The sequence below is a fragment of the Methanimicrococcus blatticola genome, assembly GCF_004363215.1.
In the GTDB taxonomy this organism is placed as follows: domain Archaea; phylum Halobacteriota; class Methanosarcinia; order Methanosarcinales; family Methanosarcinaceae; genus Methanimicrococcus; species Methanimicrococcus blatticola.
This window is the reverse complement of sequence record NZ_SNYS01000006.1, coordinates 153,262-174,380: the sequence shown is the minus strand read 5'-3', so window position 1 is coordinate 174,380 and position 21,119 is coordinate 153,262. Positions and strand designations below refer to the sequence as shown.

General features: G+C 43.1%; 22 protein-coding genes and 1 tRNA gene (1 of these 23 running past the window's edge). 14 read left to right on the top strand and 9 right to left on the bottom strand.

Annotation, left to right across the window (positions count from 1 at the left end):
- Positions 1 to 7: 7 nt before the first annotated feature.
- Positions 8 to 898, top strand: a complete 891-nt coding sequence (nudC, locus tag C7391_RS02825; RefSeq protein WP_133517033.1) for an NAD(+) diphosphatase — start codon at positions 8 to 10, stop codon at positions 896 to 898.
- 123 nt (positions 899 to 1,021) lie between these two features.
- Here the strand turns inward: nudC and C7391_RS08245 are convergent, their stop codons facing one another.
- Positions 1,022 to 1,186 carry a hypothetical protein gene (locus tag C7391_RS08245; protein WP_166627381.1) on the bottom strand — a complete coding sequence of 55 codons (165 nt, stop codon included), beginning with the start codon at positions 1,184 to 1,186 and terminating at the stop codon, positions 1,022 to 1,024.
- 388 nt (positions 1,187 to 1,574) lie between these two features.
- Here C7391_RS08245 and C7391_RS02820 point away from each other — a divergent pair, with 388 nt between their 5' ends.
- The 3 genes from C7391_RS02820 (at position 1,575) to C7391_RS02810 (ending at position 3,727) form a co-directional block, all read left to right on the top strand.
- On the top strand, positions 1,575 to 2,330 hold the full coding sequence (locus tag C7391_RS02820; protein ID WP_133517032.1) for a ribonuclease H-like domain-containing protein: 756 nt from the start codon (positions 1,575 to 1,577) through the stop codon (positions 2,328 to 2,330).
- Between the two features lie 126 nt (positions 2,331 to 2,456).
- Positions 2,457 to 3,377 (top strand): Abi family protein, encoded by a 921-nt coding sequence (locus C7391_RS02815; RefSeq protein WP_166627380.1) that lies wholly within the window; start codon positions 2,457 to 2,459, stop codon positions 3,375 to 3,377.
- 38 nt (positions 3,378 to 3,415) lie between these two features.
- The gene (locus C7391_RS02810) at positions 3,416 to 3,727 is read left to right on the top strand and encodes a YbjQ family protein (protein ID WP_133517030.1); all 312 of its coding nucleotides are present in this window, start codon (positions 3,416 to 3,418) and stop codon (positions 3,725 to 3,727) included.
- 93 nt (positions 3,728 to 3,820) lie between these two features.
- On the opposite strand, the gene C7391_RS02805 is transcribed toward C7391_RS02810, so the two are convergent.
- Positions 3,821 to 3,892: transfer RNA gene (locus C7391_RS02805), tRNA-Thr, on the bottom strand.
- 136 nt (positions 3,893 to 4,028) lie between these two features.
- Between C7391_RS02805 and C7391_RS02800 the strand changes: the two genes are divergently transcribed.
- The 7 genes from C7391_RS02800 to C7391_RS02770 all read left to right on the top strand — a co-directional run bounded on the left by C7391_RS02800 (position 4,029) and on the right by C7391_RS02770 (position 11,566).
- Entirely contained in the window at positions 4,029 to 4,640 is a 612-nt protein-coding gene (locus tag C7391_RS02800) for an aldolase (RefSeq protein WP_133517029.1), read from the top strand.
- 74 nt (positions 4,641 to 4,714) lie between these two features.
- Complete coding sequence (locus C7391_RS02795) at positions 4,715 to 5,413, top strand: CDP-alcohol phosphatidyltransferase family protein (protein WP_133517028.1); 699 nt, start codon at positions 4,715 to 4,717, stop codon at positions 5,411 to 5,413.
- A 21-nt stretch (positions 5,414 to 5,434) separates the two neighbouring features.
- Complete coding sequence (locus C7391_RS02790; protein ID WP_133517027.1) at positions 5,435 to 5,896, top strand: archease; 462 nt, start codon at positions 5,435 to 5,437, stop codon at positions 5,894 to 5,896.
- Positions 5,897 to 6,066: 170 nt separating this feature from the next.
- The gene (locus tag C7391_RS02785; protein ID WP_133517026.1) at positions 6,067 to 7,545 is read left to right on the top strand and encodes an RtcB family protein; all 1,479 of its coding nucleotides are present in this window, start codon (positions 6,067 to 6,069) and stop codon (positions 7,543 to 7,545) included.
- Between the two features lie 12 nt (positions 7,546 to 7,557).
- The gene (locus C7391_RS02780; protein WP_133517025.1) at positions 7,558 to 8,211 is read left to right on the top strand and encodes an MBL fold metallo-hydrolase; all 654 of its coding nucleotides are present in this window, start codon (positions 7,558 to 7,560) and stop codon (positions 8,209 to 8,211) included.
- Positions 8,212 to 8,721: 510 nt separating this feature from the next.
- Complete coding sequence (locus C7391_RS02775; protein ID WP_223611046.1) at positions 8,722 to 10,551, top strand: YgiQ family radical SAM protein; 1,830 nt, start codon at positions 8,722 to 8,724, stop codon at positions 10,549 to 10,551.
- 151 nt (positions 10,552 to 10,702) lie between these two features.
- A complete protein-coding gene (locus tag C7391_RS02770; RefSeq protein WP_133517024.1) occupies positions 10,703 to 11,566 on the top strand; it encodes a PAS domain-containing protein in 864 nt (287 codons plus the stop codon).
- Positions 11,567 to 11,792: 226 nt separating this feature from the next.
- Here C7391_RS02770 and C7391_RS02765 read toward each other — a convergent pair whose 3' ends face one another.
- The 3 genes from C7391_RS02765 to C7391_RS02755 form a co-directional block, all read right to left on the bottom strand.
- Positions 11,793 to 12,884 carry a (Fe-S)-binding protein gene (locus C7391_RS02765; RefSeq protein WP_133517131.1) on the bottom strand — a complete coding sequence of 364 codons (1,092 nt, stop codon included), beginning with the start codon at positions 12,882 to 12,884 and terminating at the stop codon, positions 11,793 to 11,795.
- Positions 12,885 to 12,911: 27 nt separating this feature from the next.
- Positions 12,912 to 14,288 (bottom strand): FAD-binding oxidoreductase, encoded by a 1,377-nt coding sequence (locus C7391_RS02760; RefSeq protein WP_133517023.1) that lies wholly within the window; start codon positions 14,286 to 14,288, stop codon positions 12,912 to 12,914.
- A 280-nt stretch (positions 14,289 to 14,568) separates the two neighbouring features.
- Positions 14,569 to 15,054: a ferritin family protein gene (locus C7391_RS02755; RefSeq protein ID WP_133517022.1), complete on the bottom strand. Its 486-nt coding sequence runs from the start codon at positions 15,052 to 15,054 to the stop codon at positions 14,569 to 14,571.
- 98 nt (positions 15,055 to 15,152) lie between these two features.
- Between C7391_RS02755 and C7391_RS02750 the strand changes: the two genes are divergently transcribed.
- The 3 genes from C7391_RS02750 to arcS all read left to right on the top strand — a co-directional run bounded on the left by C7391_RS02750 (position 15,153) and on the right by arcS (position 18,071).
- Positions 15,153 to 15,710 carry a DNA-3-methyladenine glycosylase I gene (locus tag C7391_RS02750; RefSeq protein ID WP_133517021.1) on the top strand — a complete coding sequence of 186 codons (558 nt, stop codon included), beginning with the start codon at positions 15,153 to 15,155 and terminating at the stop codon, positions 15,708 to 15,710.
- 83 nt (positions 15,711 to 15,793) lie between these two features.
- Positions 15,794 to 15,949, top strand: a complete 156-nt coding sequence (locus C7391_RS08240) for a hypothetical protein (protein ID WP_166627379.1) — start codon at positions 15,794 to 15,796, stop codon at positions 15,947 to 15,949.
- 76 nt (positions 15,950 to 16,025) lie between these two features.
- Complete coding sequence (arcS, locus tag C7391_RS02745) at positions 16,026 to 18,071, top strand: archaeosine synthase subunit alpha (RefSeq protein WP_133517020.1); 2,046 nt, start codon at positions 16,026 to 16,028, stop codon at positions 18,069 to 18,071.
- A 55-nt stretch (positions 18,072 to 18,126) separates the two neighbouring features.
- Here arcS and C7391_RS02740 read toward each other — a convergent pair whose 3' ends face one another.
- The 4 genes from C7391_RS02740 to C7391_RS08670 all read right to left on the bottom strand — a co-directional run.
- On the bottom strand, positions 18,127 to 18,564 hold the full coding sequence (locus C7391_RS02740) for an InlB B-repeat-containing protein (RefSeq protein ID WP_133517019.1): 438 nt from the start codon (positions 18,562 to 18,564) through the stop codon (positions 18,127 to 18,129).
- Between the two features lie 13 nt (positions 18,565 to 18,577).
- Positions 18,578 to 19,240: an InlB B-repeat-containing protein gene (locus C7391_RS02735; RefSeq protein WP_166627378.1), complete on the bottom strand. Its 663-nt coding sequence runs from the start codon at positions 19,238 to 19,240 to the stop codon at positions 18,578 to 18,580.
- A 70-nt stretch (positions 19,241 to 19,310) separates the two neighbouring features.
- Positions 19,311 to 19,673 carry an InlB B-repeat-containing protein gene (locus tag C7391_RS08500; RefSeq protein WP_279526725.1) on the bottom strand — a complete coding sequence of 121 codons (363 nt, stop codon included), beginning with the start codon at positions 19,671 to 19,673 and terminating at the stop codon, positions 19,311 to 19,313.
- Between the two features lie 210 nt (positions 19,674 to 19,883).
- On the bottom strand, positions 19,884 to 21,119 hold the 3' portion of the coding sequence (locus C7391_RS08670) for a Cna B-type domain-containing protein (protein ID WP_449288500.1). The gene runs 1,407 nt beyond the window's last position; 1,236 of the gene's 2,643 nt are visible here — the last part of the coding sequence; its start codon lies beyond the right edge, outside the window; it ends in the stop codon at positions 19,884 to 19,886.

The window sequence follows — 21,119 nt, the reverse complement described above, 5'->3', positions numbered from 1 at the left end:
CGAAAACATGCTTCAAGACATCGAACCGAATCAATTCCGAAATGAATTTGAAAACAAAGAGCCGAAGGATTTCGATTTTGTTTTGATTTTCAAAGAGGATCTGGTTTTGTTGAAAAATGATGAAACGGCTCTTGAGATTCCTCGGTTTGATGATTTTGAAGAGAAAGTAAAAATTCAAAAAAATGCGGTTTATCTTTTTTCAATCAACAATGAATCTTATTTTTTAGCGGCGCCCAGTGTCGGGAAAGATTTGGAAAGCGGCGAACGTTTTGAATATAAAAAAATGCGGGGCGTTTTAACCGATGCCGCGAAAACTCAGGCATTTGCATGCGCGACCGCGTTTCATTTATCGAAATGGTATTCAACGCGTCAATTTTGCGGACGCTGCGGTGAGAAAACAACGCATAAAAATGACGAGCGCGCCGTTATTTGCCCGAATTGCCATCTGACGGAATATCCGAAAATTTCGCCCGTTGTCATTGTCGGCATTAAAAACGGCGAAGACCTTTTGATGACAAAATACACAACGGCGGCTTCTGAATACAGAAATTACGCGCTTGTCGCGGGCTTTGTTGAAATCGGCGAAACTTTGGAAAACGCGGTTCGCCGGGAAGTTTTAGAAGAAGTCGGCGTTCATGTGAAAAATATTACATATTACAAAAGCCAGCCGTGGGGACTTTCTGAATCTTTGCTGGCGGGATTTTTCGCGGATTTAGACGGCGACAGCACTCTTCGCTTGGATGATAAAGAATTGTCAGAGGCTGTTTGGGTTCCCAGAACAGAGATTCCCGAAGTTGATTCATTAATGAGTTTAACGGGAAATATGATTGAAGCGTTCAGAAGCGGAAAATATCAGATGAACAATAGAACAATAAAAAACAAATCGGCGAATAAATGAGATGAACAGATGAAATGAACAAAAAGCATTTCTGCTGCCGTTGAAATATGTTTGAAAAGTAGTTTTAAAGAAAAACAATTGAAACCCTTTAAGGTTTCATTGTTTTAAATTCACAGAAGCGCGTCAAAGCGCTGTAACAAGCCACGCCAGCCCGAATATCGAGGCAAGCATGAATAATCTTGTGAGTGTGAGTTTTGTTTGACTGGTGATTCCTGCACCGAAAGGCGCGTTTTCCGTTGTATTTTTATTTACAGTTTTTTTTGTACTGATGTTCTGCATTGTCTGCATACTCTCATATCCTTTTGAGATAAAGTCTCATATTCTTTTGAGATTTTCATCACTGATTTAGAGATAATACAATAAATTTCATTGATTTATTGCAATTCTTAATCGGTTTTGAATCTATATATAGTTTGCTTCATGCCTTTTTTGAGGAAAAAGGCAAGCTGTTGACATTCCTACAAAGCTCGTTTTTTCGAAAAATCCGGCAGTGTCGGAACGAAAATAAAGTGCATGCGGCTGAAAGGAACGCAAGCGGCTCAAACGAAATGATGCGCCTGTGTTCGCTTTCAAGAGAGATTTGGATGATTTAAGAGATGTTTCAAATATTTTCGATTCTCAACCTTTATCGGATTCGTCAAAAACTTTAAAGAACTGAATCTCTATTGATTCAAATATGCTTAGAAACTCTTATCTCCACATGACCGGCATCGGAAAAGGTGCGGAGAAAAACATTTGGGATTTCGGAATCAATTCATGGGATGAAGCTATTGAACAACTTGACAGCCTTCCGGTTTCCCAAACCAAAAAGAAAGCGATTTCCGTCGGCGTTGACGAATCGGAATCGCATTTGAAAGAAAAAGACCATTGTTATTTCGCGCAAAGCCTGCCTTCGGCCGAGCATTGGCGTGCTTATTCTGAATTTTCAAAAGATGTCGCTTTCGTTGATATTGAAACAACGGGTCTTGCGCCCGGTCAGGATACGATTACGGTTGTCGGAATTTACAACCGAGAAAAAGCCAGAACATACGTTCAAGGCATTGATTTGGATGAAATTGTTGACGAGTTTTCAAAATACAAAATGCTCATCACGTTTAACGGCGCCCGCTTCGATCTGCCGTTTATCAAACGCGAATTTCCGGAAATTAATTTTGATCAGCTTCATATTGATTTAATGTATCCGCTCAAACGCATCGGCTACTGCGGCGGTCTCAAAAAGATTGAACGCGAAATGGGAATCGTTCGTGGCGACAATATTAAAGAGGTTGACGGATGGGAAGCGGTTCGCTTGTGGCACCGCTACAAACGCGGTGATGAGGCGGCACTGGACACACTTCTCGAATACAACCGCGAAGATATTGTCAATCTGGAAACAATCATTGAAAAAGTGTATTGTGATTTGATTCAGAATTGTAAATGTAAAAAAAAATAAGAAAACATATATATGTTGAAGTTCAACATTAGATTAACAGTACCTGCCGGGCCTCTCAGCGATGCACACTCGGCGGGTCATCCACATTTTAATTTTTGATCAAGAATGCAATATGCGAAACCGCCTTTGTCTGTCCGTGATCAAATTTCTTTGTTAAAAACAAGAGGTTTGATTATTACTGATGAAGAGGTTGCAGAACACTTTTTTTATAATAACAATTACTATAGGTTTCGTGGATATACATATCCATTTCAAAATAACACAGACCCATCACAGCTTTTCATCGGTTCAGTAAATTTTGAAACGGTTTTAGATTTGTATAATTTTGACAGTGAATTTCGATCTTTAATATTATACACGATTGAAAAGATAGAGATCGGACTGCGCACCCAGATAATTTACAGATATGCTGTCGGACATAAAAACAGCCATTGGCATTTCGACCCGATTCATTTTACAGATAAAACAAAACATAGTGCGGCAATTTTAAAACTTTGTTCAGATTCAAAAAACAGTAATGAAGAATTCATAAAACATTATTATAAAACATATACAAATCCGACTGAGCCGCCTTGCTGGTCAAGCTTAGAAACAGTCACTTTCGGATATTTATCGAATTTATTTTCAAATCTGAATTCAAAAGATCCCTGTAAAAAAGAAATTGTAACTTATTTCGGCCTTCCTTCAGCTCATATTTTAGAAAATTGGATGCACTGTTTGAACAATATTCGAAATATATGTGCTCACCATAGCCGATTATGGAACAGAACGATTGCGCCCAGAATCATAATGCCACAAAATACACATTATTTATTTGTCAAGAATAAAAAGGTATACACAAACAAAATTTATGCCGTCCTTTGTTGTATACAATATATGTTAAACATAATAGATTCAAAAAATGATTTTAAAATTCAATTAATAAAATTGCTTAAAAAATACCCGAATTTAAAATTGAAAGCAATGGGATTTCCTGAGAATTGGGAAGAAGAAGAATTCTGGAAAATAACATTATCGGAAGCAATTCATTTCAGTAAATCAAAATAATAATAATCAAGATAAGAAAAACAACAAAAGGTGAAAAAATGATTATCGTCAACACAGAATACATCAACGGAAAAGAACTTGAAACACTCGGTCTTGTCAAAGGAACAACAATCCAAGCCAAAAATATCGGCCGCGACATCACTCAGGGTCTCAGGAACATTGTCGGCGGCGAGCTTAAAGCGTACACCGATTTAATGAACCAGTCCCGCGAAACAGCAACGCAAAGAATGATTGAAGACGCGGAGAAATTGGGCGCGGATGCAATTGTGAATGTCCGGTTCTCAACTTCTTCGATTATGCAAGGTGCTTCTGAAGTTTTGGTTTACGGGACGGCTGTGAAGTTTAAGTGATAAAAAATTGAAACTTTCAGTTAATTCAGTTAATTTTTGAAAAAAACGATTTTTGAATGTTCAGAATTTGCGTGATCTGAACATTCTTTTTTAAGCCCCGTGCGTGATTTGAACACGCGACCTGCTGATTACAAGTCAGCCGCTATACCCCTAAGCCAACGAGGCGCTTTGAAGTATCCCTTACATACAATTCATAATTAATAAATTTTATGGGGGAAAATCAAAATGATGCTTTTTTAAAGGATGAAAATCAATCCGATTACAAATTAATAAAATCATAAAAACAAGTTATCGGATAATTATGTGGCAGAAAATATCGGCGACCGGCAAAAAGGTTGTTCAATCGGGTTTGGTGGAAGCGAATTTCGGAAATATCAGCGTTCGCTCCGCCTCGGGCAATTCTTTCATTATTACAAAAACAGGGGCGGCGTTGGATGAAATCGGTGTGAACAGTGTCATTGAAGTGCCGATTTATAACGGTGAAGAAGATACGCTGACGGAAGCAGGCGTTTTAGCGGCAATTGAAAAGGCGGCGTCTTCAGAAACCCCCGTTCACCGCAGAATATATTCGGAAACGAAAGCAAAAGTCATTCTTCATGCACATTGCCCGTATTCCGTCGTGATGTCAATTTTGGAACACGAAGCCGGAAATGAAACAATTGTGCCGATTGACAGCGAAGGAAAATTGTTTTTAAAAGAAATCCCGATTATCGAAGGCGGCATCGGAAGCGATGAGTTGGCGAAAAATGCGGCGGCGGCTTTCAAGGACGGGAAAACAAAAAGCGTTGTTGTTCTCGGCCACGGGACAATTGCAATTGGAGAAACGCTTGAAGAAGCGTATAACATAACGGCGCAATTAGAACACGCCGCCAAAATCAAATATATGTACGCGACTGCCAAAAACTTGTTTTAAGCGGAATTGTTATTTATTTATAGGGTATAGAAAGTAGTTATACAACAAAAAGGTAAAAAAAGGAAATATAATCAATGGCAGCCAATTCGCTCAGACCGTACGTTGCAGAAACGATCGTGGATCCGATTGCAAAAATATTCATTAAAATCGGCATCTCACCCAACACACTTTCAATTATATCATTTATATTTTCAATACTTGCCGGCATCTTTTACTATTTTGCAGGCAATGATTATTTCGGCCTCTCGGCACCTTATTATTTTCTTTTGGTTGCGGCCATCTGCGTTCTCATCAATTCGGGACTTGACGCTCTTGACGGTGCCGTTGCGCGTCTCCGCGGTATTGCCGGCAAAAAAGGCGACTTTTTAGACCATGTCATTGACCGCTACGCCGATGTTTTTATCATTTCCGGAATTGTTTTCGGCGGATTTTGCCCGTGGTGGATCGGATTCATCGCGCTTGCAGGCATTTTGCTGACAAGCTATCTCGGAACACAGGCGCAGGCAATGGATATCGGCAGATATTACGGCGGCATCATGGGACGCGCCGACCGCCTGATTATCATATTGGCAGCCTCGTTCTTGGATTTCGGCTACATCGCGTTTTACGAAACTTCTGCCCTTTATTGGGGATTTTCATTCCTCGGCTGGGCCATGATTATTATTGCCGTCGGGTCGCACATTACCGCATTCCAAAGAATTTACCACATTTGGAAAGCACTGGACAGAGAAGACAAAGCAAAAGCGTCTGAAAAATCAGAAGCGGAAGCTTAAACAAAATTTTTTTGAAAAACAATGACGCAAAAAACCGATTTCATTTATTTGGACCATGTCGCCGACACAAAATTTATCGCATACGGTGACACGATTGAAAAGGTTTTTGAAAACGCAGCCTTAGCGACACTTTCCGTGATTGCGGATATTTCAACAATTCATCCAAAAACGGCATTTGAAATCGATTTAGAAACCACAGGAACCGCCGGCAAAGAAAATTTAATGGTCGATTTCCTGTCAGAACTTTTGTATTTATTTGACGCTGAAGAAACGGTTCTCGGCGCTGTTTACGTCAAAGAAGCCGGCGTAAAAAAAGATGATGACGGCAACGATGTTTGGTTTATAAACGCCGTCGTATCCGGCGAACCGATTGATTCCGCCAAACAAAATTTTAAAACGGAAGTCAAAGCGATAACGTACAGCGGCATCCGCGTTGAAGAAACACCGACCGGCTTTGAAGCGGAAGTCGTTTTGGATTTGTAAACGAATGACACTTTTTTGCGGCACATTTTGTTTATTAAACGGTTTCTCGTTTTTCAATATTTAAAAAACAGGAGCGGGTCGCGCACGGCGGCGGTCTGTCTGATTAAGGAACAGTTTAAATCACAGAAATGAATCACTGTTATTAAATCATATCATTTTAAGGGAAAATTATGTCAAATCAGAATAAAGAAAAAAACGAATCGGACGTCACGGAGGAATTAACCCGCGTCAACGATAACATTTGGGACATCCCAACATCGCACGCTTACGGGATGAATGTTCCCGGCAGACTTTTTCTGTCAGAAAAATTAATGGGAACGATTGACAAAGAAACCGTTAATCAGGTTGCAAATGTCGCCATGCTACCCGGCATTTTAGATTATTCCATGGCCATGCCCGACGTTCACCTCGGTTACGGTTTTACAATCGGCGGCGTTGCGGCTTTCGATGAAGAAGAAGGTGTCATCAGCCCCGGCGGCGTCGGTTTTGATATTAATTGCGGTGTCCGCCTCATGAAAACAAATCTTTTAAAAGAAGACGCGACGCCTCATATGAAAATATTGACGGAAAATTTGTTTAAGAAAATTCCCTCAGGCGTCGGTTCAAAAGGAGAATTCAAAGTCACCGACACCGAATTAACGGAAGCGTTTTTACACGGCTCACAGTGGGCCGTTGAAGCCGGATACGGAATTGAAAGTGATACCAAAAACTGCGAATCCTACGGTTTCATGGAAGGCGGAAATCCGGACACCGTCGGAACAAAAGCCCGCAAAAGAGGACGCCCGCAATTCGGGACACTTGGCAGCGGCAACCATTTTTTAGAAATACAATATGTTGATAAAATTTATGATCCCGTTGCCGCCGCTGCTTACGGCTTGGAAGAAGGGCAAGTCACCGTAATGATTCACTGCGGCTCCCGCGGCGCCGGTCATCAAATTTGTACAGACCATCTGCAAACATTGAACCAGGCGGTTAAAAAATACAAAATCAATGTTCCCGATATGCAGCTCGCCTGCGCGCCCGCAAAATCCAAAGAGGCGCAGGATTATTTTGACGCCATGAAATGCGGCGCGAATTATGCTTGGGCAAACCGCCAAATCATTATGCACTGGACACGCGAAGTCTTTGAACAATTTTACGGCAAAGACACCGACGCGCTCGGCATGGAACTGCTTTACGATGTCGCGCACAACGTCGCGAAATACGAAACACACGAAGTGGACGGCAAAAAACAGGATGTTTACGTTCACCGGAAAGGCGCAACACGCGCATTCCCTGCCGGTCACCCCGAAGTGCCGCAGCAATACAGAGATGTCGGCCAGCCGGTTTTAATTCCGGGAAGCATGGGAACGCCCTCATTCGTTTTGAAAGGCGGACCCAATTCCATGTCGCTCTCATTCGGCAGCGCTTGTCATGGTGCCGGCCGTTTGATGGGACGCGGCAAAGCCAAAGGCAGCATGAACGGGGAAGCAATCCAAGAAGAACTGGCACGCCAAGGCATCACGGTGAGAGCGGAAAAAGCGTCAGTGATTGCCGAAGAAGCGCCGAGCGTTTACAAAAACAGCGACGATGTCGTTGATGTCGTAGACAGTCTCGGAATTGCTCAAAAAGTCGCCCGCTTGATTCCGATCGGCGTTATTAAAGGATGAGGGAGGAAGAAAATGCGCGTTGAAGAAATCGTTCCTCAATATTACGATTCTAATATTTATGTCATCAATCAAAAAATCGTGATTGACACCGGAATGACCACCGATTATGTTTTGCATCATATGGAACAAATCATGCCGATTGAAAATATTGAATTAATTATTTTAACGCACGCGCATTACGATCACAGCGGCTGCGCCGGCGAACTTTTGAAAAGAAGCGGCGCGAAATTGGCAATTCATGAAGCTGATGCGCCGTTTTTGAATGACGATTATTTATCAAGCGCATTGAATTTCGGAAGTAAAATCGCCTGCCCGCCGGCAGATATATTGTACCGGGGCGGCGAAAAAATCCCGATCGGGTTCAATGAAAACGGCGAAGAAGAATATTTGGAAGTTATTCACACACCGGGACATACCGTCGGCTGTATCTGCCTTTATGAGAAAAATTCAAAAACGCTTTTTTCAGGCGACACGGTTTTTTCAGACGGCGGCATCGGGCGGTCGGATTTTAAAATTTCCGCGCCGGAAAAGATGACGAGCTCCATCAGTAAATTAAGAGAATTAGATATTGAAAACTTATGTCCGGGACACGGTCACACAACACTCGGAAACGCGAACCGATCAATTGAATTATCAGAAATGATGTCATCAAGGATGAATCCTTAAAAGAGAGACGGGAAAATGTCAGAATTAAATAAAGAAACGGGGAAAAAACCGGCGCGAAAAACCGGAACTTTGGGAACGGTCAGCAAAGTGGAAGTCGGAAAAGCCGACAACCGCAGAACAATCATGGGTCTTGAAAAAGAAGCCGGAAAGTTAGGCGCGGACAAATCAAAGATTGTGATTCCAAAAGATGAAAAGAAAGGCAAAGCGCAATCCGGAAAAGACACTTCAAAAAAGCCTGCAATCGGCCAATTGGGTGTCAAACGGGAAGGTGCAAAAATTCCCGAACCGGGTCGTTTCGAATGGAAATCAGACACACGATCAAAGCGTTCCGATGACGATTATAAATCAAATGCCGGAAGAAATGAAAGATCCGGCGGCAGAAGAGACAGAAACGACCGCAACGAGTCAAAAAAAAACGAAGTTGACGGGAGAAAAACCGAAAAAAAAGTAAACCATTTTTTTGAGAAACGCCGGCAAGAAGCCTTGAAAAAAGCCGGCGACTTTTTACCGATGAGCCTTGAAGAGGCACGTCAAAAAGGCTGGGATGAGCTGGATATTATTTTAATCACGGGAGACGCTTATGTCGACCATTCCGGATTCGGAACCGCAATTATCGGCCGTGTCTTAGAACACGACGGTTTCCGCGTCGGCGTCATTGCGCAACCGGATTGGACAAGCAAAGACGCTTTTGAAATTCTCGGAAAACCGCGCCTCTTTTTCTCTGTCAGCGCGGGCAATGCCGATTCTCTTGTCAATAATTATACACCGCTTTTGTACAAGCGCGAAAGCGATATGTATTCCCCCGGCGGAGAGCCCGGCCTGCGTCCGGATCGCGCCGTCATCGCTTATGCGAACCGTCTCCGCCAAGCGTATCCGGATGTTCCGATTATTGCGGGCGGCATTGAAGCATCGCTTCGCCGCTTTGCGGAATTCGATTATTTATCCAATGATGTGCGTCAATCCGTTTTGGCCGACGCGCCGATTGATATGATTATTTACGGCATGGGCGAGCTTCAGGCAAAAGAAATCGCCGCCCGACTGAATGCCGGCGAAAAAATAGCCGACATTCGAAATATTCCGGGAACCGTTTGGAAAATGCCGGTTCGAGAATGGAAAAATATCCGCGACGGACATGACTCCGAATATTCCGGGTCGCTTGAAGCGGGATCATTTATTGAATTACCCGATTTTAAAGAAGTTTCTGAAAATAAAGAGCAATATGCCCGCGCTTTTAAAATTATTTATGAAAACCAGAACCCTGTTTCCGGCAAAAAACTTGTTCAGCCACATCCCAAAACCGTGATTATTCAAAATCCGCCGATGCGCGAACTGACGGAAAAGGAAATGGACGACGTGTATGAACTGCCGTATCTTCGCTTGGAACATCCCTCTTACACAGAAGGGGTTCCCGGTTTAGACGTTGTCAAGAATTCAATTACAAGTCATCGCGGCTGTTTCGGCGGCTGTTCGTTCTGCGCCATCACGCAGCATCAGGGACGCGCCATCAGCAACCGAAGCGAAGAGTCGATCATACGCGAGGCCGAGCAGATCGCGACCGCGCCTGATTTTAACGGCATCATCAGCGGAATCGGCGGACCGAGCGCCAACATGTACGGCATGACTTGTCCGACATGGGAGAAAAAGGGCGCTTGCACACACAAAAATTGTCTTGTTCCGACCGTTTGCCCGTCGCTGAATTCAAGCCATGAACGGCTTTTGAAACTTTTAGAAACGCTTCGGAATATGCCGAATGTCAGAAAAGTGCTGACCGGATACGGTGTTCGTTTTGATTTGGCACTTCAGGATGACGGATACTTGGAAACACTTTGCCAATACCATGTCGGCGGTCAGCTGAAAGTAGCACCCGAACATTTCTGCGACAATGTGACAGCGGTGATGAGAAAACCGAATCGGGAAGCATTTGAAAAATTTGAAAAGAAATTCAAAGACATCAACAGAGAACTCGATTTGAAACAGTTTTTAGTCACATTCCAAATTTCAGGCCACCCCGGATGTACCATGGAAAACGCAGTGGAGATGGCGGAATACATTCGCGACAACAACCGCTACACCGAACAAGTACAGGATTTTACGCCAACACCGATGACGATTTCAACGTGCATGTTCCACACCGGACTGAATCCGTTTACGATGGAAAAAATTTATGTTCCGGTCACGCGAACGGAAAAGAAAATGCAGCGCGTTTTGCTTCAATTCAGAAATCCGGATAATCGGGAAATGGTTGAACAGGCGTTGGAAGCTGCCGGGCGCGAAGATTTAATCGGCAGCGGACCGGAATGTTTGATTCCGAGAAACCGGGCAAATTCATATAGATACTGAAATTGAAATACAATACTGAAATACCGATACTGAAAATAATAAAAGAGATTTTATTGAGATCTGCTATTGAGATTTACTATTAACAACGTGAAATATTAAATAGAGTTAAATACATTTAAACTTCAAATATTTTCAAAAACGGGGTTTAGAAATGAAATTGGAAATGAAATTAGAATACAAAGTAATCATTTTATCGGTTCTTGTCGGTCTCTTGTTTATTTTTGCAGAGTTACTGTCAAGATATTTTACCGCCGGTCCGGATACGGGCAGTGTCGGTGAATCCGTGAAATTTTTGTTTGAACCGATGACAACTGACGAAGGATTGTTCTTCAATTTGGTCATTTTACTTCTCTGTTTTGTGTTCGGTGTCTTGCTGGCCCGTTTAATCAATCAGGTTTTAAAAGCAAAAGGCGTTGCCAAACAAACCGATATTGAGAAAAATATGATTTTGGACTTCGTTCCGGAAATCGTTATTTACATGACTGCTGAGTATAAAATCAAATGGGCAAGCCGTTCCCTTTACACTGAAACCGGATTGTCTGAATCCGAACTTGTCGGAAAATCCATCACGGATTTGGGAACAAAATTATTCCCGAGCGAACCCGCTCTTGAACTGTTTGCCGAATTCCTTGAAAGGAAAGAAATCGCTTCTGAGATCAAAAGTTTGAAAAATAAATATTGGCAGATTATTTCAAATACCGCCAGAGATGAAGACGGCGAAGTATCCGGTTACGTTTTATTGGCAATTGATATTACCGAAACAAAGCGCGACGAAGAAATGAAACGTGTTTCATATGAGCGTTTGGAAGCAAACATTGAACAGTTTGCAACCGTCATTGACAACATCCGCAATCCGCTCTCAAGCGTTTTCCTGCTGGCCGAAACATCATACGATCACATGGCCGCAGAAAAAATCATCGAGCAGTGCAATGAAATTGAAGAAGTCATTGCCAAACTGGATGAAGGCTGGGCAAACTCAGAAGAAATCCGCAATTTCTTAAAAAAGCATCTTTAAATTAGAAGAAGCAAAATAAAAATTAAAAAAACAGATTTAAAAACAATAATATCGTCGACCGCTACATTTGAGCGCGTCGGCTTCTTTTTTAATTTTTAAGTTGAAATATAGAATACGTTTTTCAATAAAGAATATGGTTACGTTTTTTAATTTAAATTTTAATTTAAAATATCAACGTTTACCATTCACTTTTTTCCATTAATTGTTACCATTAATTTTTTTGTCATTAATTTTTTGCCATTTTGATTAATTCAATTAAATCAATGACGGGAATGTCACCGCCGGCATCTCTTAAATTGCGCAGGCAAAGCGGACAGGTTGTAACGATATAATCAACGCCTTTGGGAACGTCTTCTAATCTTCTTTTGGCCATTGCCAAAGACAAATCGTTGTAACCGGACCGGACACCGCCGCCACCGCCGCAGCACCTGGATTTTTCGCGAATTGTTGCCATTTCAATCAAATTGTCTTTGCCGACAATTTCATGAATCAAAGCGCGGGGCTCATCAAAAATATTATTGTGGCGACCGGAGTGGCAAGGATCGTGATATGTAATTTTCAAATCCAGTTTGCCAAGACCCGATTTTTTCAAATCGTCCAAATGGGAAACCAAATATTCGGAAACGGTGACAACATTGACACCGTCTAAATCATAATTGTTTTTCAGCGTGTTGTAACAGCCGGCACAGCCTGCGATGATTGTATCCGCGCCGCTCATTTTGATTTGATCAATATTATGCTTCATCAATGCGTCGGCTTCGTTGACAAAACCGAGACGCAGAAGCGGCGAAGCGCAGCATTTTTCATCATTTAAAAGACCGACACCCATTGAATTGAGAATTCTGTAAGTATTAACGGCGGTTTCCGGATAGCGATAAGTATCCAAACAGCCGACAAAATAAACCGCCTTCGGATTTTCAGGAAGAACAAGACCTGTTCCTTCAAGCCAGCCGAGACGGGAACCGGCATCGCCGAGCGTGTTGGAATATTGCGTCACAGTGTCGCGGATTTTCATCTGCGTCGGCGTCATTTTTCCGCCGGCGACAAGTCCGCAGCGCGCGCCTTCAACCAAATCGGGCGGGTGAACGCCTGCGGGACAGGTGACTGCGCAGTAGCCGCATGTCGTACAGGTGTTAATGCTGTCAAAAACAGAAGCGTCATCCAGTTTTCCTTCACAGACATCACGGATAATTAAAATCCGGCCGCGCGTGTTTTTGGATTCGCGGCCTGTTTGTTCAAATGCCGGACAAACTGAACGGCAGTTGCCGCAGCTGACACAGCGATATAAATCTCTTTGATCCACCTTATTGAAAGACATAATTGCCAATTCCTCTGAATTCCGTTTTTATGAAAGCCCTAATTTCCCGGGATTGAGAATTCCGTTCGGATCAAGGGTTTTCTTGATTGCTTTCATCACTCCGAATGCCGAGCCGCATTGTTTTTCCATATACATGCCGCGCGCAGCACCGATACCGTGCTCGGAACTGATTGTTCCGCCAAGCTCAATCGCTGCCAAATGCAATCTGTCAGCAGCAATATCCAGCTTTTTCCATTCGTCTTTGTCCAAGACATCAATAAACAAGCCGACATGAACAGTTCCGTCACCGACATGTCCGTAAATCATCGGCGTAATGCCGATTTCATTGGTAATTTCATAAACTTTCGCAATCATTTGCGGTAATTTCTGAATCGGAACGCCCAAATCTTCGCCGACGTAAATGCGTGTTTTAGTCGGATCAAGCTTTGAAACGGCAGCGCCGAGCAGCCGTCTGGCATCCCAAATTTCTTTCATTTTGACCGGATCGTCCGTAATCAAAATGCTGCTTGAAATTTCTTCACAGGCACTTGCAAGCAATTCCGCCGACTCGTCGACTGCGTTTTTGCTGCTGCCGTCCACTTCAAACAAAACAACGTCGCCGTCGCGCGGAAAAATAACATCGGGATCTAATTTCGTTAAAATTGAAACGGATGTTTTGTCCAAGATTTCACAAGCGGACGGGACAACGCCTGCCGCAAAAACGCGTGAGACGGATAAACCGGCGTTTTCGGGAGACGGGAAAGAAATCATGATTAATTTTCTGAATTTCGGAAGCGGTGAAATCTTCAAAACGGCTTTCGTGATGACGCCGAGCGTTCCTTCCGAACCGACATAAAGCCGGGATAAATCGTAACCGATGGATGATTTTAAGCAATTGGTTCCGGTATGAATGACGGTGCCGTCAGCGAGAACAACTTCCAAATCCAAAACGTAATTTTTGGTTGTTCCGTATTTGACGCAGCGCATACCGCTCGCGTTGCTTGAAATTTGGCCGCCGATGGTGCAGGTCGCAGCGCTTCCGGGATCGGGCGGGAAAAAGAAACCGTACGGTTTGAGCGTTTCGTTGAGTTTGTCGGCAACGAGCCCGGGCTCTACCGTTACTTGAATGTCATTGATATCAATGCTCAAAATTTGATTCATTTGTGACATGTCTAAAAGAATGCCGCCTCTGACCGGAACGGCGCCGCCGGCAAGTCCGGTTCCCGCGCCGCGTGTCGTGACGGGAATTAAATGTTTGTTTGCGTAAGCTAAAACTTGAGACACTTCGTCAGTCGTTTTGGGAAAAACGACATAATCCGGCTTTCCTTTGATTTGAGAGCCGTCGGCTGCATAACAGCACAGCTCGGCAGGCGCAGCCGTTATTCGGCCTTCACAAATGTTTTTGAGTTCTTCGTAATGATCCATAAATATTGACCGTTATAAGCAAATAGTGAATAAAAAACGCATGCGAAATGCAATTTGTTCCGATGCATTTTCATGTTGATTCCTTATATATATGTTATTATGAAACGTTTTTTAGAATAAGAATCAAATGTAAAGAAAAGAACACTCGACTATGATTTAAAGCTTTTTAATTTATGATTATTTATCATAAAATGTTTCATCAAACAGAATGAAACAAAACGCATCCGCTGTTGAAAATAAAAAAGATAAAAAGGAATCATTTGAAAAGAAAATGATTCAATTATTTTCTTGCCGTCTTTGTCGGCGGTCTTGCTGCTGTTTTGACAGGTGCTTTAGCGGGTGCTTTTGCCGGTGCTTTTGCAGGTGCTTTGGCTGCGGGTTTCGCAGCAGTTTTGACTGTCGTTTTGGCTGTTACTTTAGCCGCCGGTTTTGCTGCCGGTTTTGCTGCAGGCTTTGCAGCGGGCTTTTTCATCTTCGCGATTTCTTCTTCAACTTCTTCTTCGCCTTCTTTGTAGAATTTCAATTCATCGGGCTGAAGTTCGCGAAGCAGGCGGAGGAATTCTCCGGCGTGAACTTTTTCTTCATTGGCAATGTCAATCAACACTTCTTTTGCAAGTTTGTTGTCGGTTGATTCTGCAAGCTGTTCATAAAGCTGAATCGCTTCATATTCGGCGGAAACCATGAAACGGATGGCTCGGACGAGTTCTTCATGCGTCAGCTTACGGCCGTTTTTCAGGCCGGCAAAGGGATTACCAAATTCAGGCATATTTATAAAATTGCATTAATAGTATAAATATTTTATATTTGAAGAACTAAATAAATTTCTGTATCCCGAAACGTAAAATGCGCGAGAAATGTGATAAAATGTCGGAAAAAAGAAGATGCGAATGGGCCAAAACCCCGCTTGATTGTGAATATCATGACAAAGAATGGGGAAAACCGCTTCATGATGAAAGAAGATTGTTTGAGATGCTGATGCTGGAAGGGCAGCAAGCCGGTTTGAGCTGGTCAACAATTTTGAAGAAACGGGAAGCGATGCGAAAAGCGTATGATAATTTCGATCCGGAAATCATGAAAAATTATGATGATAAAAAAATGGCAGAGCTCCTTGAAAATGAAGGAATTATCCGCAACCGCCTGAAAGTCAAAGCTGCCGTCACCAATTCAAACGCTTATTTTAAACTTAAAGAAGAACACGGATCGCTTGACAACTTTTTATGGCGTTATGTCAATGGCAAACCGATTCAAAATCATCCGAAAACAATAGCGGATATTCCTGTTTCAACCGAATTGTCTGCCCAAATCAGCAAAGATTTGAAAAAGATCGGCTTTACGTTTGTCGGCTCAACGATTATTTACGCTTACATGCAAGCCATCGGCATGGTGAATGATCATTTGGAAAGCTGTGAATTTCGTGATTGAGAAACGAGATAGTTTTTAAATTTAAATTTCTGAACCCAACCCAACAGGTCATTTCCAATTTATTTTGTTGGGCGTGCCTGCTTTTGCTGCGTTTATCTGCTCTTTTTTATGACAGCCGTTCGCTTGCGCGAACGGAGCACAGCTACCTTCAGGTTTGTGTTGCTGCAACTACCTGCCGTTTGCATTGCTGCTGTCACCCGCCGCCACCCGCCACCGCGCGCGAACTGTACCGTTTTTGAGTAAAAAGAAAAAAGGAACCTCGGATTTTTATGGCGAATGAGAGTTTTTTTATTCAATGACGGGATTTAAAAGTCCATGACGAAATTCTTTGAAATCGATGATCGGGACGGACCGGCCCGCATCGGAAAACTTTACATTTCAAATCAACCCGCTGAGAAGCCGGCGGCCTCTTTTATTCAAACGCCTTATTTGATCAATTCATCAAAACTTGCCGCGGGAGAGCTTCCGATAAAAAATCTCGGCACACTTTGGCAAACCGGACAGGATGAAGAAGAATATTTCGCGGCGGTTGCTAATGAAATTTCAAAAACCACTGAGTCAAAACTTTTGATTTTGCCGAGGAATCAATATACGTTAACGTATCCCGAAGCGGATCATGAAAAAAGAGAACGGAAAGTTTATGAAAAAACCGGCGGCATGGAAATTTTCGGCAAACGCCCGACCGCCGCCGTGATTCGCCCGATCAAATATTCAAAAGTGATCGAAGCGGACGATTGTATTTGCGGCGACGACTGCAACAGAGCGGAAACAGTTGAAAAAGAAACGTTTGCGGTTGAGAAAACGAGTGCCGATGTTTATATGATGGAAAGCGCCGGCTCTTTTGATGATGATTCAATCGGATTTTTTGACGCTTTCGTGAACATTAAAGAAAGACTGCCGGCGGATGCCACGCTTTGGCTTCCGAATCTCGCGACACCCGAAAACGCAGCCATGCTGATTTATTTGGGCGCCGACATTTTAGACACGACCCGCGCCGAAGTTGCCGGATTTTCAAACAAATATATGACAAACGCCGGCACTTTTTTCCTGGAAGATATGACGGAATTGCCGTGCCGATGCCGCGCATGCGCCGGAAAAACGGCAAAGGATTTACGAGAAATGCCGGCGGCTGAACGATACGCGCTTTTATCGGAACACAATGTCAACGCGCTTGATTCTGAAATGGCGTTGGTTCGTGAAAAAATCAGACGCGGCGTGATTCGCGAATATGTTGAAGGGCAATGCCGCGTACGCACCTGGCTGACCGGACTTCTGCGCCTGTTTGACAGAAGCCCGCTTGCGGAAATAACGGCACCGACATTCCGCAGAGAAACGCTTTACGCAACGACATCCGAATCACAGAACCGCGCCGAAATCCAACGCTTTGCAAAACGGATTATGGAAAATTATGAAGCACCGAGAAAAGAAATTTTGGTTATTTTCCCGTGTTCATCTAAAAAACCGTATTCGATTTCCGCATCCCACCAAAGATTTATTCAATCCATCGAACGCAACCGAAAATATGTCAACGAATTGATTATCACGTCGCCGATGGGCATTATTCCGCGCGAGCTGGAACTGACTTATCCGGCCGCCCACTATGACACAACCGTGACCGGGCATTGGGACTTAGAAGAACGCGCTTGGGTCGGCGGTTTGCTTGAAGAATATTTGGTCAAAAACAAAGATCTTTACAAACACATTGTCGCGCACGTCGAGGGCCCGTATCGCGAGATTTGTGAATCGGTTTCCGCCAAGCTCGGAATTTCAATGATTTATACGGTTGAAAGAAGCCCGACATCTCAAATCAGTTTGAAAAATTTGAGAACAGCCGTTGACCAAATTATTGAAGACGCAACGCCTGAAAAAGAATCCGAAACGCACAAACCGCGCCCCGCTCTTTTAAAGAGAGGCGGAACGGAAGAGAAAATGGATCAAGCCAAAGCGATTGCGAGATATCAGCTTGGTCCGCTTGCCGACGCTTTGTTTACGGAAGAAACGACAATCAAAGGAAACTTCCCGAAATTCATGCTTTTAGACGGCAGAACCCAGTTGGCGGTTTTGGTGCCGCAATTCGGACAGTTGGCATTTTCAATTGAAGCCGCTGAAAAATTGATTAAATCTGAAAATTATGACGGGCAATATACAGTAACGATTGATAACTTCCTTCCCAAAGGATCGCTGCTTGCGCCCGGAATTGTTGAAGCGGATCCGGCCATTCGAACCGGTGATGATGTCATTATTCTCGGCGAAAATGTCATCGGAGTCGGCAAAGCAAAAATGTCGGGCGTTGAAATGAATACGTCAACAAAAGGTGTCGCGGTTTTGCCGAGACATACAAAATACATAAAGGATATTTAATTTTAAAAAACAAAAAAGAGAATAAAGCGGCTTTAACCGTTTTATTCATTTAATTTTAATACTTCTTTCTTCTGCCGAAAATAAAAACCGCGCCGAGAACGGCAGCAATTCCGAATGCTGCGCCGAATCCGGGAATTTTAAAGGACGGGGGATTATCGGCACCGAGATAGACTTTGTCGTCGTATGATACCGGAATCCATTTTGCGTAAAGTGTTGTTTTGGAAGGAATTCGCGTATCGAAATCGAATTTTTCAGTGCACTCTGAATCTGTGTACCACCCGCCGAACGAGTATCCGTCTTTAACAGGCGGTTCCGGCTCGGAAACACGCGCATATCTGGCAACTGGTTTGTTCAAGTAAACCGTATCTTCATCGGACATGAAAATGACAAGGAAATTGTCAGCGGCAACCGCCACTCCCGTGAAAGTCAGCGTCATTAATAAAGCAATGCTGAGCGCTGAAAGTGTTCTGATTTTTGTTTGTTTTGTAACCATAATCAATACCTTGTTAATTTTTGAGAAGCAGGAAATAGGCAACAATAGCCGCCCCGATTCCGGCGATGATTAAAAATGCGAACGTCTGCGGAGACGGCAGCGAAGCAATCGGATCGGTAACATCAGGCCTGCCGCTTGCCGGAGTCTTGGAAATTGTCTCAGCCGGAATCGGCAAAACCGCATTTGACCCGGATCCTGATGAAGTCGAAGATGAATTATTCGCCGATCCGGACTTTGTTTCGGTTGTGTTTGTCTTCGTTGTATTTGTTCCGGTCGTATTTACACCTGTTGTATTTGCAACAATTATGTTCGCCGCGGTGCTTGTACTTGGCTTCGGAGTTGATTTCAAAGAAGCCCAGGCGACCGCTTCTGTTGAATTGTCAGGAATCCATTTTGCGTACAAATAAAACGGTTCATTCACCGGTTGATTGAAATCGTACGGCTGCTTGTAAGCGCGGTCGAGATACCAGCCGCCGAAAACATATCCGTCTTTGATCGGCGTTTCAATTTCGGACATGACCGTAAATCTCGGAACGGATTTTTTGTAATAATTTTCTTCATCAAACATAAATACGACAACATAATTGCGCGGTGCGGCTGCTGCCGGTCCGACAAGTGCGAAAAGAATCAGCAAAAGGATCAGAATTGCTGAAATTTGTTTGAAAGTTTGATGCATAATTTTAACCATTTCTTTGTAAAAAATAACGTGTTTGGAATATAAAAATATATCAATTTACATTTATTATTTATTTAGACCTGCCCCTTTTAGAGAAGAAATAAGAGGCACCGAAACAAACAACCAATGCGGCCGCCAATATAACGGCAAGCGCGTTTGAAGAAATCGGGCTTGTATATCCGGAGGGGGAATTTTCTTCTGCCACGAAATTTTCGGGAGATAATTCTTCGATTTCATTTTCAGGAATCCATTTTGGGAAGAGATAAAATCCCTCAGTGACGGGTTGGCTGAAATCATACGGTTCTGTACAAGCGGGGTCAAGGTACCAGCCGCCGAAAATATATCCTTCTTTTTCAGGAGCTTCAATTTCTGACATCACTGTAAATCGCGGAACGGATTTTTTGTAATAGTGATCTTCATCATATTCGAAAATGACAATAAAATTGCGCGGTAAAGCAGCCGCTGTTCCGACGAGCGAAAACAGAATTAAAACAATAATAAAAATGCTTAAAATTTGTTTGAATTTTTTATAAAAAATAATTTCATCCCCGATGTTTGATTAAAATAAAAACGTGAGGCTCAAAAATATAAAAAATGAGCTGTTTTTCAACAACTCATTGGTTAATTATAGATTCGACTGACTTCATTTCTTGAGTCTCAGTCTGCGGTTGTTCCATCTGACAATGACAATGCCTGCCAAAATCACCATAATGGCAATGAAAATCGGAGCCGCAATTGCTGATTTTTGTTCTTGCATCTCAGGACCGGTCTCAAATCCTTCTGTGGCATTTCCTGTGGAAGAGCCCGGATGTGAGGGATTCGGTCCGGGGCCCGGTCCTGGCGGGTTGGATCCGGGAGTGTACTTGTTTGTAATGGTTATCGTGTTTGTCGGAATGTCTTTAACATTGCTTGTTTGCGTGTAGTTGCTCGGGACAACTTCGATGACCGTATAATTGATTTCGGCACCGTTATCGTATTTGTAGAGATCAGTTCCGGACCAAGTGTGTGTCCACGTCGGGTCTGTCGAGCCGCCGGTCAATTGTTCTGTTTTAACAACGGTGTTGCCGTTCATCAGCTTTACAGTAATCGAAGCGGGTCTTTTGTTGTTTTTGTTGTTGTTGTCGTCCCAGACCTTAACGAGTCCTATTGTTGTCGTTTCGGGTGTGTAAGTGTTTGTGAATGTGTAAGTAACCAATCCTGTCGACTGGATCATTGAAGGTGACCCGGTTGTATAATCCGCCGGACAAATTTCCTGAACATCATAATCGTATTCATAACCATTCACCTCATTGGGCAAGTTTTGCCATGTATACGTCCAAAGATTAGTTTCATTCAAGTAAATATCAGCAACAACTGCATTAGAATTATTGACATCAATTACCTGAACTGTCAAGTTTTCAGGACGTTTGCCGTCTCTGTTGTTATCATCATCCCACACTTTAGTTACTGTAATGTTAGTGGTTGGAATATTAAGGGTATTCAGACAGTTTGTGATTGTAAAATTATTTCCGGCAGATGTTATCACAGAAGTGTAGTCTACCGGCACATCAGATTCAGTCACATTGTAAATGATTACTGTACCATCGTCATGTTTCACCGGCATATCCGGCCAACTGCCGTTCCATTGATTTGTGTCATCTAATTGGGTTTTAGAACTGCCAACCGGAATACCATCGGCTGTTAAAGTGACGTTGATGCTTGTCGGTCGGGTAGTTCCTGCATTATTATTATCGTTCCAAATTTTGGTGACATTTATTGTTATTTTTTCGGGGGCGTCAGCGGTCCAAACGGCGTATAAATCGTCATTGCCGGAAGGCATGGTGTAACTGCTGATCACAGAACCGGTCGGAGTTTCAGACCAGCCGACGAAATGTTTGTC

Coding starts and splice junctions, on each gene's coding strand:
- C7391_RS02765 (WP_133517131.1), bottom strand. CDS start 12,884: ATGTCTTTCAATAAGGTGGATCAAAGAGATTTATATCGCTGTGTCAGC.
- C7391_RS02750 (WP_133517021.1), top strand. CDS start 15,153: ATGTCGGAAAAAAGAAGATGCGAATGGGCCAAAACCCCGCTTGATTGT.
- C7391_RS02795 (WP_133517028.1), top strand. CDS start 4,715: ATGGCAGCCAATTCGCTCAGACCGTACGTTGCAGAAACGATCGTGGAT.
- C7391_RS02785 (WP_133517026.1), top strand. CDS start 6,067: ATGTCAAATCAGAATAAAGAAAAAAACGAATCGGACGTCACGGAGGAA.
- C7391_RS02790 (WP_133517027.1), top strand. CDS start 5,435: ATGACGCAAAAAACCGATTTCATTTATTTGGACCATGTCGCCGACACA.
- C7391_RS02760 (WP_133517023.1), bottom strand. CDS start 14,288: ATGGATCATTACGAAGAACTCAAAAACATTTGTGAAGGCCGAATAACG.
- nudC (WP_133517033.1), top strand. CDS start 8: ATGCTTCAAGACATCGAACCGAATCAATTCCGAAATGAATTTGAAAAC.
- C7391_RS02810 (WP_133517030.1), top strand. CDS start 3,416: ATGATTATCGTCAACACAGAATACATCAACGGAAAAGAACTTGAAACA.
- C7391_RS02775 (WP_223611046.1), top strand. CDS start 8,722: ATGAGCCTTGAAGAGGCACGTCAAAAAGGCTGGGATGAGCTGGATATT.
- C7391_RS02780 (WP_133517025.1), top strand. CDS start 7,558: ATGCGCGTTGAAGAAATCGTTCCTCAATATTACGATTCTAATATTTAT.
- C7391_RS02800 (WP_133517029.1), top strand. CDS start 4,029: ATGTGGCAGAAAATATCGGCGACCGGCAAAAAGGTTGTTCAATCGGGT.
- C7391_RS02770 (WP_133517024.1), top strand. CDS start 10,703: ATGAAATTGGAAATGAAATTAGAATACAAAGTAATCATTTTATCGGTT.
- C7391_RS08245 (WP_166627381.1), bottom strand. CDS start 1,186: ATGCAGACAATGCAGAACATCAGTACAAAAAAAACTGTAAATAAAAAT.
- C7391_RS02735 (WP_166627378.1), bottom strand. CDS start 19,240: ATGCATCAAACTTTCAAACAAATTTCAGCAATTCTGATCCTTTTGCTG.
- arcS (WP_133517020.1), top strand. CDS start 16,026: ATGACGAAATTCTTTGAAATCGATGATCGGGACGGACCGGCCCGCATC.
- C7391_RS02755 (WP_133517022.1), bottom strand. CDS start 15,054: ATGCCTGAATTTGGTAATCCCTTTGCCGGCCTGAAAAACGGCCGTAAG.
- C7391_RS02820 (WP_133517032.1), top strand. CDS start 1,575: ATGCTTAGAAACTCTTATCTCCACATGACCGGCATCGGAAAAGGTGCG.
- C7391_RS02740 (WP_133517019.1), bottom strand. CDS start 18,564: ATGGTTACAAAACAAACAAAAATCAGAACACTTTCAGCGCTCAGCATT.